This is a genomic window from Vibrio sp. ER1A (assembly GCF_000733315.1).
Taxonomy (GTDB): Bacteria; Pseudomonadota; Gammaproteobacteria; order Enterobacterales; family Vibrionaceae; genus Vibrio; species Vibrio mediterranei.
In genome coordinates this window covers 189385-199743 of the sequence record NZ_JPJA01000093.1, presented here as the reverse complement: position 1 = coordinate 199743, position 10359 = coordinate 189385, and the positions used below count along the sequence as shown (strand labels likewise).

The following is a 10359-nucleotide window of genomic DNA, read 5'->3' as shown; positions in this document are numbered from 1 at the left end:
TCGCGGGTGAATAGTTACCTATTGAACGGCAAACGGAAGCGTACAAAGCACAAAGTAAGTTGCATCGTATCTTGGCAGATATGTCATTAAACATACTCACATGTAACGAAGATAATGTTACCGAAGTGATGTATAGCGCGTTTGAACCGATAGGACGAGTTTTAGAAATTGATCGTATTAGCATACTCTCAATCCAAGAACAGATGGCCACGTTCAGCTATTCGTGGCGGGCTGATGGTTCAAAAAACCCTTTAGGTGAAGGTTTTAATATCGAAGCCATGACATTACTGCAAAGGCGGTTACAATCTCTCGACCCCATCATCATCGATGACATCGAATCGATTAAAGATAGCGCGCAGACTGAATACACACTACTCAAATCCCAAAATATCGCCTCTATTGCCCTATTCCCTCTTATTGATGGTCAGTCTGTTTTCGGCATATTGAGCGCGTCTAACTTGTATCATCCTCAGCAATGGACGGAAACACAGAAAACCATTTTAAGCCGATTATCAACCACCGTTAGTGAACTGCACATTCGCTTGAAAAATCATAACGAGATGACTGCCTTACAAGACGAGCTCATCGAAACAAATCGCAGGTTACATATTGCTGCCGAAACAGATGAACTAACTGGTCTACCCAACCGCCGTCCGTTTATGACTGAGCTCGCCCACAACACCGAAAGCCTCTTTGTTAGTACCATTACGACCATGATGATAGATGTCGACCACTTTAAGCAATACAACGACACCTATGGTCATGTCCAAGGAGACTTTGCCCTTCGTTATGTGGCACAAGCACTCAAACAAGTGTTATCTCCGTGTGGTCATATGGTGGCGAGAATCGGGGGGGAAGAGTTTTGTGCACTTCTCATCAATACCTCACAAGAAGAGAGTGTCGTACTAGCACAGCAAATGCGCCAAGAAGTAGAGAAACTCAACATCACGCATTCCGGTAACGACCCTTATGACATTGTGACCATTTCCATTGGTGTCGCGTTTCAGCACTTAGGTAACCATCCAATTACTCCACAAAACATGCTTGAAAATGCGGATGAAGCCCTCTACGCCGCCAAAAAGCGAGGAAGAAACCACGTAGAAATCGCTACTGGCACGAAATGGTAAACTTCATCAATTCATTGATTTACTATCGTCACCATAAATTCTTGCATTTTTTTGACAAAGCAAGGCTGTGTAAACTGCACACTTTGCCGTTTTTTCGTTCCACACACTGATTTTTGGTTGATTATGAGAAGAATAGTATTACTACTTAGTCTAGCTTTTGCGTCTGTTCAGCCCAGCTTTGCTGACGTAAACACTGTACCAGTAGGGATAAGACCATGCTGCGCCTTTGGAACAGGCCTTAAAGCAGAGCTAGGAAGAGTACCCGTCCCTTTCTACTCCATTAAAAACGTACTTAATGTCGAAGACGTTGATGCTCACGTGTTTAATGATGGTTCTTCGAGTGTCATAGGTAGTCTTATCGGCACATCAGACGAAGTTAACGGTCTGATTTTCTCTAATAAAGGTGGCTTCATCGATACCGCCCATGTGAGAGATACTGCGGACTTCACCTTATACCTTTATCACAGTATCAAAAATCGCGACAATGACGACTTTGAATTGGCTCTGACGCCAGAGCTTCGTGCTCGAAGAATCGTGTTCAATAATTTAGACCAGCTTGACTCAGCAAATAACGAACAGGCAAAGCTCGCAGGTTTACTGGCGTTTCGCCTTGCACAATGGCATGAAATTGCTCAATGGTATGGCTTAGTGTCTGTCGGCGGGTTTAAAGAGTATCCTTCGGCCTTCTCTCCTGAAGATTTGTACTCAAATATGTTAGGTGCGCTAATCGCGATTGAGATCATTAAGATCAACCCTGACATCACTCAAGATGCGTTTGTCGTGTTATTTCCACAATACTTCAGAAAGCACCTAAAGATGTTAGATGCCCAAGACGAAGACATCACCATCGCACAGCTTAAAAAGCTGGATGGTATCTGGTGGGATAGCAGCAAACGCTTACCAAATAAATGGGTAGTTAAAGCTCGCGATTACCACTACAGCCTAGATTTGGTCCCAAATGGAGTCACCAAAGGCACACCACTTTCTTTGTCATCATTGAACGAGCTTGAGCAGTTTGGTCAATTACAGCTCGTTGCTGCTGACAAGATAGATTCGTTTGATATACTGCCGTCCGCATTAAATGAGAAAGAGATCTGGACTCATGAAGAGTTCCAAATGATCGCCAATATTTCTAAGTCGGTCGATGACCAAGATGCAAACAATCGCAACGATGCCCTAATAATGAAGTTGAATTAACACTATGAGTGAAATACAAAAAAACACCGGAATCAAACGTATCATCTATGCCGCCCGATATTCTTGGTTAGGGCTAATTGCTGCATGGAAGAACGAGGCTGCCTTTCGTCAAGAAGTGGTCGCACTGATTGCCGCTGTTATTATTGCTTTGCTCATCGATGTTTCTCTTTTTCAGAAAGTGGCCCTGGTCGGTAGTGTTGTATTTGTAATGATAGTCGAACTGATGAACTCAGCGGTTGAAGCCGTTGTTGATCGAATCGGTTTAGAACGTCATGAGCTTTCAGGCCGTGCAAAAGACCTCGGCTCTGCCGCTGTGTTTCTGGCAATTGGTTTAGCTCTTATGATCTGGTCATCCATATTTTGGTCGCATTACATCGGCTAATTCCGTCACAGCCATCTAACTTCTAATTTCAACTCAAGGCTTGAACCTAACCTAGGTTCGAGCCTTTGTTTCATCTAGCACTCATGTTTTGAGCCGCCTTTTGGCACCTCTGATATTGAATTGAACTTCAACGAATTCTTTGCAAATAAAGAGTTATCTACCGTTCCTCAAGCTCTTTCGAAACGCTCTGACTATGCAGGGTTCGCCGATTTGGGAGTAGCCTTTGGTAGACTCTTCACCAGTGCAGAAAAAACGAAATCTGCGTATTGGTGAAAAACTAAAAGCCGCCGACAGTGTGTCTGATCACGACCATTTCCAAGGAGATTTTGACCAAGACAGGCAATAAACCATCTTAAACCTAATAAATAAGGACTTCGTCAATTTTCTGAGGGAGTCCTTATCGCGTCAAAATCGGTCATTCTCTTCAGGAGCAAGATCCATTACAGTTACAGCGAGCCAGTATGGGAATGGAGTCTTTGTGAACTTACGTCAACTAGAAGTGTTTTATGCAATTATGCAAACGGGAACCGTCTCTGGCGCGGCGAAAAATCTCCATGTATCGCAACCTAATGTGACCCGCGTACTCGCTCATACAGAGCTACAGCTTGGTTTTTCTCTGTTTGAGCGCGTCAAAGGTCGTCTGGTTCCCACTCAAGAAGCCAGAACCCTGTTACCAGAAGTAGAGAAAATCTATCTACAACTCGGCCAATTTAAAACCCTCACCAACAAGGTTAAAAAAGGGCATCAACATGTTCGAATAGGTGCGCCACCAGTATTAGCTACAAAATTCCTGACACCGGTGATTGCACAGTTTCATCAAGCACATCAATGCTCAATAGAACTGGTCACCGGTAATCGCAGTGAACTGTGCGACGCATTACTCGACAATGCGCTCGATATTGCTGTCGCGTTTGGTGAAGACACTCCTGCCGGTATTTCTCACCAACTTCTGGCCAAGAAATCAATGCAAGTTCTAGTACCAACCTCTGGTTTCACTCGATTGAGCGAAGGCGAGAATACCCCCCCTGTAGTGACGTTAGAAGCTCTGTTGGACGATGAATTAAACATCATCGCCCTAGACAGGCGCGATCCTTTAGGGCAGAAACTCACGCTCGCCCTTGAGCAAATACAGCCTGATTTTGTTCCGTCCCTTACAGTTAGGAATTACAGTTCAGGTGCAGAACTGGCCGCTCTTGGAGCTGGTATTGCGATTGTTGACCCTTGGACTGCCAGCCAATATGCGGCAAGTGAGAACTTACATAGCCTCCAGCTATCCGACGTTATTGACTGTTCCGTCTCACTACTTACCAGCGACTTACATCCTTTTTCGATTGCGACGAGATCTTTTCTTTCGATGTTGAAGAATCACGCAAGCGCTTAGTTACAACATATAGCCACCTATAACCTAATGTTATAGGCGACCAACAAACGAGCATTCGCTATTAGAGTGTTCCCTCCCTATCTTAGATAGCATTAGCCTCGCTGCTAGGTATTTACCTAGCTGTAAAGCGGGCTACTTGTGAATCTCGCTACTTGTGAATAAAGGGACACTATGAACATTTCTCAGCCTTACTTGCTTTTCCTCGGTGACGTCACTGATCCTCTCTCAGCAAAAACCGCGCGCGGTATTGTCAAATGGCGCCCAGATGCCTGTTTAGGGCAACTCAGGCTAACCGAGGATACCGTCTCTTTAGGGCTTACTGAATTAACACTTGAGCAGGCTAAAAAACAAGGCGTAAAAACGCTGGTCATAGGCACCGCCAATGCGGGCGGCTTTATTCCTAGAAACTGGGTAGAGACACTCATTGCTGCAGCAAAGCTAGGATTAGATATTGCATCGGGAATGCATCAAAGACTGACAGACATCCCAGAGTTAGCCCAAATGGCAGATCAAGGCTTAATCCAGTTGTTTGACGTTAGACACTATGACGAACGCCTTGCAGTAGGTAACGGTAAAAAGCGCTCGGGGAAACGACTACTCACTGTTGGAACAGATTGCTCAGTAGGGAAAATGTTCAGTGCCCTCGCCATCGAACAAACCCTCAAGCAGCTCAATGTTGACGCTAGATTCAAAGCAACGGGGCAAACCGGCATATTAATCGACGGTCAAGGCATTTCAGTGGATGCGGTCGTAGCAGACTTCATTTCTGGTGCCGTAGAAGCTTTAAGTCCTGAGTTTAACGATCATGATTGGGATATCATTGAAGGACAAGGCTCTCTTTTCAACCCATCCTTTGCTGGCGTAAGCTTGGGACTATTGCACGGAGCTCAGCCAGATGCGCTTGTTCTTTGTCACGAAGTTGGACGTCAGCATATTCGCCACCTCCCCCACGCGCAATTGCCCACGATTGAGCAAACAATTAACGCTAACCTTTTGGCAGCACGTGTGACTAACCCCAAAGTCCAATTTGCAGGTATCTGTTTAAATACTTCCATATTGGATGAGTCTGACGCCAAAGAACTCTGTCAACAATGGAGTGAACAGTTTGACCTTCCCGTAACGGACCCTGTTCGTTTTGGGGTAGACTCAATCGCTAACAAGCTAAAAACGTTGTGAGAATCTTATGAAGATTGAAGCGCACCATCACTCAATTAAACTCGCGAAGCCCTTCACTATATCCAGAGGTACACGTACTCACTGTGAAGTAGTTCGTGTGTCCATCGAATACCAAGGACAACTTGGACAAGGGGAGTGTACGCCTTATCCGAGGTATGGGGAGTCGGTGGAATCAGTCATGGCGCAAATCAATGAGTTTAGTGCCGACCTAGTGACTCAAGACCCCTTTGAAGCGCGACTCGCCTTGCAAAACTATCCTGCTGGCGCTGCTCGAAATGCTATTGATTGCGCGTTATGGTCGCTTGAAAGTCAGCTCTCTGATAGCCAGTTCCCATCACCCTATTTTGCGATTGCACCCTGTATCGAAACTGCGATGACGGTGTCTGTTGCTGACCTCAACACCATGACAAGCCAAGCAGAGCAGTATGTTGATGAAGGTGCAACGCTGTTGAAGGTTAAACTCGATAACGAGGATGTCGTTGAGAAAATAGCCGCTATTCGAGCATTATCGTCTGAAGTGAAGATCGTCATTGACGCTAATGAAGCGTGGGCGTCACTTGATCTTGAGTCCTTGTTCGATCAATTAGCACCGCTAGACATCACCATGATTGAGCAGCCCGTTCCCAGTGGCCAAGATGACTTGCTCAAGGGTATTCCCCACCCTATCCCACTGTGCGCTGATGAGAGTTGCCATACCAGAGCCGAGCTAGATGAACTCGTCGATTGTTATGAGATGATCAACATTAAGCTTGATAAAACTGGCGGGCTAACAGAAGCCTTAGCGCTAGAAGGAAGAGCTCGTGAACTCGGACTTATGATCATGAGCGGCTGTATGCTGGGAACGTCAATGGCAATGAAAGCAGCATTGCCTATAGCAACTAAAGCAGAAGTGGTGGATCTCGATGGTCCAGTGCTACTCGGCAGCGATGTTGAGAATGGGCTTAGCTATAAAAACGGACGATTACTGCTCTAGCAGCTAACGAATAATCAAAAAGCGCGTGACCCTTTCTCAGGTATCACGCGCTTTTACTATTAGCGAGTAGTCATTCCATCAGAAGCTCTATCAGAAACAATAGGCGGACGCTTTTTAATTACGTGGCGTAAACGCAGCAACATCAATATCGCAGCCACAGTCAGTCCTGTAAGAATGCCGACCCAAAAACCTTTTTCACCCATAGCTGGTACAATATGATCTGTCAGCCCTAACACTATGCCAAGCGGTAATGCCAATCCCCAATAAGAAGCAATCGCTAACAACATTGGCACTTTCGTGTCTTTATAACCACGGAGCGCACCGTTCGAAGAGGTTTGCAGCGCATCACTAAATTGGTACATGGCTGTAAACACAAGTAACGTTGCCGCTGTCGCACTCACTGCTGGGTCTGTAGTGTAAAGTCGAATAATCCAATCCGGGAACAATAAGAAAATTGTCACCGATATTAACGACATCAATCCTGCAACCAAGATTCCGATTTTACTGCGTTCAATCGCGCCTAGTTCGTCTTTAGCACCTAATGCGTGGCCAACACGAATAGTGATACCAAACGAAATGCTCATTGGAATCACGTAAGTCATGCTGGAGATATTCAAGGCGATCTGCGCAGCCGCAACATTTTCCGCTCCAATACGACCAATCAACAAGGCGATGACAGCAAAAATACTGCCGCAAACCGCAATGTTCATACCGATCGGTAGACCTAACCTAAGCAAATGAATCATCTCTTTTGCTCTTGGTTTAATATCAGTAAACCGAATGATCGTTTTGTAGTGATGATGACCTTTAATGTAGGAATACAATAGTCCTGACATTAACCAATACACCAAACTGGTTGCCCAACCACAACCTACCGCACCGAGTTCAGGAAACCCAAACTTGCCGTAAATTAAGATGTAGTTAACCGGAATGTTCACCAACAAGCCTATAACTGAAATGATCATCGGCGCTTTAGTATTGTTCATCCCTTCGCAGAAACCATTTAAGGTATAGAACAAAGCAATACCCGGCACACCAAACGCCAAGGCAAACGCATAATCACTAGCAATAGGGATAATTTCTGATGCAACCCCTATCCACTCTAATATAGGTTTTGCGCTGACCAAGTAAGCCACCAGTAGCGCGCTAGAAATCAATGCGAGCCAGACCATTTGAAAGAACTCGACAGAGATGCTCTCAAAGTCACGCGCACCACGGTGATAAGCCACTACTGGAGTAAGCGCCATAATCACGCCGCGAAGCAGCAATAAAACCGGAATCCACAAACTAGCACCCAAGGCGATCGCCGCGAGATCGGCAGCACTCACTTGACCAGCCATTGTGGTATCCACAAAACCCATCGCTTGAGTCGCAAGCTGAGTCAGAATAATAGGTATCGACAGATGCATTAATGCACCCGATTCACGAGTAAAACGAGAAAAAGGACGAGTAGTCGTTTGCATGAAAGTTCTAAAACACCAATATAAATGCACCAGTGATGGCGGGATGGCGAATGTGCATTTTAGGGTGTGCCCGTTAGGCGGCGACAATATAAACACCTTACCTACAAATTTCAATAGCGCAAATCGACGAGAATTGTATTGAAGTTCGTCACAAAAGCACGCAGAATAGCGCGCCTTACCCTATCCTTGGGTTTACGGCCTTTTATAACGATAGATTTGCTCTATCCCATGACTGCCACTTTTCTCACTCCACCGACGAGTACCACTATGAGTTTTGAATCTTTAGGTCTTTCGACTCCTATTCTTCGTGCTATCCAAGATCTAGGTTACGAAAAGGCATCACCAATTCAAGAACAAGCCATTCCTGCAATTATCGAAGGCAAGGATGTTATGGCTGCAGCACAAACCGGCACAGGTAAAACCGCTGGCTTTGCGCTACCGTTACTTGAAAGATTAAACTCAGGTCAGCGAGTGAAAGGCAATCATATTCGCGCGCTTATCCTTACCCCAACGCGTGAGCTTGCTGCACAGGTTCATGAGAGCGTGTTCAAATACAGCACTAACCTTCCACTAACCTCACAGTGCGTGTTCGGTGGCGTGAAGATCAACCCACAAATGCTGAAGCTGCGTAAGGGCTGTGACGTGATGGTTGCTACACCAGGTCGTCTACTTGATCTTTACCAGCAAAACGCCATTAAGTTCTCTCAACTTGAAGTGCTCGTACTTGATGAAGCCGACCGTATGTTAGATATGGGGTTCTTCCGCGATATTAAGAAAATCCTCGATTTATTACCGAAAAACCGCCAAAACCTACTATTTTCAGCCACTTTCTCCAACGAGATTCGTGATCTGGCTAAAGGGTTGGTGAATAACCCTATTGAAGTATCAGTCACACCGCCAAACTCAACCACAAAACTCGTAGAGCAAAGCTTATACGTGGCAGATAAGAAGCAAAAACCAGCTATGCTGGCCAAGCTAATAGACGATGGTAGCTGGAAGCAGGTCTTAGTCTTTTGTAAGACTAAACACGGCGCAAACCGTCTCGCCCGTTTCCTTGAAGGTAAGAAAATTACAGCACTCGCGATTCATGGTAACAAGAGCCAAGGCGCGCGAACTAAAGCACTTGAGCACTTTAAAACCGGGCAAATTCGCGTACTAGTGGCAACTGACATCGCGGCTCGTGGACTCGATATCCCACAGCTACCTCAAGTGGTCAACTTCGATCTTCCTCATGTCTCTGAAGACTACGTTCACCGAATTGGTCGTACAGGCCGCGCTGGTGAAACTGGTAAAGCGTACTCTTTAGTATGTGCTGATGAAGCAAAAGAGCTATTCGGTATTGAAAGACTGATCGGTAAACTTATTGACCGATTCGAGTTAGAGGGATTCAAACCAGTAAACGCCGTTCCTGAGTCAAAGCTGGACACGCGCCCAATTAAACCGAAGAAGCCGAAGAAACCAAAAAAGCCTAAACAAGAAGGCCAAGAGAAATCGACTGCATCCGGACATGGTCGTGCAGATAAGCCTCGTTCTGAAAAGCCTCGTAAACCAAGAAAGTTCAATACTAAGCGTAATAGCGACGGTGAGTCAGGTAACGCTAATCATCGTAACAGTACGAATAATGCAAACAACGGTGCGAACAAGAAGCGTAAGCCTAGACCAAGCAAACCTCGTGCTAGTAAACCAAAGCAAAACGCTTAGCTAGACAGCAAAAAGCCCACTATTCATAGTGGGCTTTTTAATTTAAAAATCAGATAATTATTCATTAAGAGCTAGCGTAAATAACACTGCCGCCTTTAATCGTATCAATAATTTCTTTAGACAGCTTTTCTGGCAAGGCTGGGCAACCCCAACTACGACCAAGATAGCCGTTTTTCTTCATGAAAGATTCGTTAGCGTAATCTGCTCCATGAACAACAATATATCGGTCACGAGCATTATCATTAACGCCTTTTGTTAGTCCATCCAATCTTAGTGAATAACCATTAGAGCCGTAATAAGTCGTGTCCGTTAAAAATGTCCCCAGTGATGTCTTGCGAGAATTTATAATATTTGAAAACTTAGTCGCCGTCTTTTTACCACTATTAACACCATGAGCTACATACGTATTAAAAACCAAAGACTTTTTCGCCATATCTATGACATAAAAGCGTTTTTCTGTAGAGGGCTTCGAATAATCAATAATAGTTAATAGTGATTTACTGCGATTGGTAGTACTTTCATATGCATTATAGGCATCTTTAAACAACTGAAAGTCGACGATCCCATACAGCTTAGCGCTGTTGTATATGCCTTTAGCCGATGTTGGACTAATCTCCGCTTCACTGCGAGCGCTGTGGGAAAACAGGAAAGCAACAGAAAGCGCTAACACCCACAACGGTGAAAAAATCTTTTTTACCATTATTACAACAAGTTATTCTAATCAGGTTGATAAATAAAAGACATCTCTGTCTTAATTAGTGAACAATATTATCCTAACCTAACTATTAATAAAATCCAGTTTACTAATTTTTACATGATTATTTGAACATGATCGGAAATTATTCACATTCATTTAAAATATAATTATAGATATCAGACAGTTAATATTTATGCCTTTAAATTTATTAATTGGCACTACTATAGATAATAATAAGACTACTCCCATATTACACTGTAGG

10 protein-coding genes are annotated in these 10359 nt (G+C 44.5%); 8 read left to right on the top strand and 2 right to left on the bottom strand.

The genetic code is table 11. From position 1 onward, the window contains the following. Positions 1–80: 80 nt before the first annotated feature. The 7 genes from HW45_RS22495 (at position 81) to HW45_RS22470 (ending at position 6236) form a co-directional block, all read left to right on the top strand. Positions 81–1127 (top strand): sensor domain-containing diguanylate cyclase, encoded by a 1047-nt coding sequence (locus tag HW45_RS22495; RefSeq protein WP_038229925.1) that lies wholly within the window; start codon positions 81–83, stop codon positions 1125–1127. Between the two features lie 123 nt (positions 1128–1250). Beyond that, a complete protein-coding gene (locus tag HW45_RS22490; protein WP_038229923.1) occupies positions 1251–2324 on the top strand; it encodes a DUF4056 domain-containing protein in 1074 nt (357 codons plus the stop codon). A 4-nt stretch (positions 2325–2328) separates the two neighbouring features. Further along, a complete protein-coding gene (locus HW45_RS22485) occupies positions 2329–2706 on the top strand; it encodes a diacylglycerol kinase (protein ID WP_038229921.1) in 378 nt (125 codons plus the stop codon). A gap of 223 nt (positions 2707–2929) precedes the next feature. After that, positions 2930–3052: a hypothetical protein gene (locus HW45_RS30395; protein WP_443083044.1), complete on the top strand. Its 123-nt coding sequence runs from the start codon at positions 2930–2932 to the stop codon at positions 3050–3052. Between the two features lie 132 nt (positions 3053–3184). After that, positions 3185–4087 (top strand): LysR family transcriptional regulator, encoded by a 903-nt coding sequence (locus HW45_RS22480; protein WP_038229919.1) that lies wholly within the window; start codon positions 3185–3187, stop codon positions 4085–4087. A gap of 171 nt (positions 4088–4258) precedes the next feature. Then, complete coding sequence (dgcN, locus tag HW45_RS22475) at positions 4259–5263, top strand: N-acetyltransferase DgcN (RefSeq protein WP_006071341.1); 1005 nt, start codon at positions 4259–4261, stop codon at positions 5261–5263. A gap of 7 nt (positions 5264–5270) precedes the next feature. Further along, on the top strand, positions 5271–6236 hold the full coding sequence (locus HW45_RS22470) for an enolase C-terminal domain-like protein (RefSeq protein WP_038229917.1): 966 nt from the start codon (positions 5271–5273) through the stop codon (positions 6234–6236). A 59-nt stretch (positions 6237–6295) separates the two neighbouring features. On the opposite strand, the gene HW45_RS22465 is transcribed toward HW45_RS22470, so the two are convergent. After that, a complete protein-coding gene (locus HW45_RS22465; protein WP_038229915.1) occupies positions 6296–7699 on the bottom strand; it encodes an MATE family efflux transporter in 1404 nt (467 codons plus the stop codon). A gap of 267 nt (positions 7700–7966) precedes the next feature. Here HW45_RS22465 and HW45_RS22460 point away from each other — a divergent pair, with 267 nt between their 5' ends. After that, positions 7967–9400 (top strand): DEAD/DEAH box helicase, encoded by a 1434-nt coding sequence (locus tag HW45_RS22460; RefSeq protein WP_038229913.1) that lies wholly within the window; start codon positions 7967–7969, stop codon positions 9398–9400. A gap of 64 nt (positions 9401–9464) precedes the next feature. On the opposite strand, the gene HW45_RS22455 is transcribed toward HW45_RS22460, so the two are convergent. After that, complete coding sequence (locus tag HW45_RS22455) at positions 9465–10100, bottom strand: murein L,D-transpeptidase catalytic domain family protein (protein ID WP_038229911.1); 636 nt, start codon at positions 10098–10100, stop codon at positions 9465–9467. Positions 10101–10359: the final 259 nt, after the last annotated feature.

Excerpts from the sequence above, each read along its gene's own strand:
- HW45_RS22495 (WP_038229925.1), top strand. The coding sequence starts at position 81 with ATGTCATTAAACATACTCACATGTAACGAAGATAATGTTACCGAAGTG.
- HW45_RS22490 (WP_038229923.1), top strand. The coding sequence starts at position 1,251 with ATGAGAAGAATAGTATTACTACTTAGTCTAGCTTTTGCGTCTGTTCAG.
- HW45_RS22485 (WP_038229921.1), top strand. The coding sequence starts at position 2,329 with ATGAGTGAAATACAAAAAAACACCGGAATCAAACGTATCATCTATGCC.
- dgcN (WP_006071341.1), top strand. The coding sequence starts at position 4,259 with ATGAACATTTCTCAGCCTTACTTGCTTTTCCTCGGTGACGTCACTGAT.
- HW45_RS22470 (WP_038229917.1), top strand. The coding sequence starts at position 5,271 with ATGAAGATTGAAGCGCACCATCACTCAATTAAACTCGCGAAGCCCTTC.
- HW45_RS22465 (WP_038229915.1), bottom strand. The coding sequence starts at position 7,699 with ATGCAAACGACTACTCGTCCTTTTTCTCGTTTTACTCGTGAATCGGGT.
- HW45_RS22460 (WP_038229913.1), top strand. The coding sequence starts at position 7,967 with ATGAGTTTTGAATCTTTAGGTCTTTCGACTCCTATTCTTCGTGCTATC.
- HW45_RS22455 (WP_038229911.1), bottom strand. The coding sequence starts at position 10,100 with ATGGTAAAAAAGATTTTTTCACCGTTGTGGGTGTTAGCGCTTTCTGTT.